Annotated in this window: 1 pseudogene; it reads right to left on the bottom strand. The window is 46.0% G+C overall.

Annotated elements, in window-relative coordinates:
* Window positions 1–707: pseudogene (locus J5X91_RS18030) on the bottom strand (IS21 family transposase); the annotation flags it as partial.
* Between the last annotated feature and the right edge of the window lie 30 nt (window positions 708–737).

Raw genomic sequence — 737 nt, 5'->3', positions numbered from 1 at the left:
CGGTTATTGCGGGTCGCTTTAAAGCCATAATGGATAACTAGCTCATTAAAGCGCTCTGTAAAATCATTATCATTCGTATGATTACGATAGGCGGCACTCAGACTGTCTGTACGCACTTCTTTCGGCACACCGCCGGCTGCTTTAAATGCGTTTTGCACGCCATCAGAAAAAGCAGCAAAGCTTTCACCGCCGTAAATCACTTGGGCGTAAGCCCAGCCACTGGCGGGCATACGATAATGAAACAACATATGCTTTAGGGGTTCACTAGCAATGGTAACGGGTGACTTCACATGTGTAAAATCACACATACCTAATAGGCCATACTCGTGTGTTTGCAGGAATACGACCTCTTTGCTTGAGCCATACAGTGCCCGCCATTTATGAATTCGACGCTCTAATGTACGCCGTGAACTCGGGTTAAATTTGTCGGTGTGAAACTCGCAAAGGTGATCAAAAATTCCCACTGGAGTTAACGTTGCATCACCTTGAAGTAGAGGGACAACAATACTGTCCCAGATAGACTCAAGTGGATCTATACGCGTTCGCCATTGGCGTTTATTAGACAATGGCTGCTCATCCAGTTTATCAATGCGCCTTGCTGAACGTTCTGAAATACCTGCTTTCGCAGCCGCGATAACTTGGCTATTACGTTTTCTATGTTTCATATAAATAGTGACCTGCTGATCAGTGATTCGTGTTCCCGGCACAGTGAACTCCTCCGTTCTGCTGTACCGAAC

Origin of the sequence: Pseudoalteromonas sp. K222D (genome assembly GCF_017653575.1) — a bacterium.
GTDB lineage: Bacteria > Pseudomonadota > Gammaproteobacteria > Enterobacterales > Alteromonadaceae > Pseudoalteromonas > Pseudoalteromonas nigrifaciens.
The sequence above is the reverse complement of the archived record's forward strand: the minus strand, read 5'-3'. Positions and strand labels throughout refer to the sequence as shown.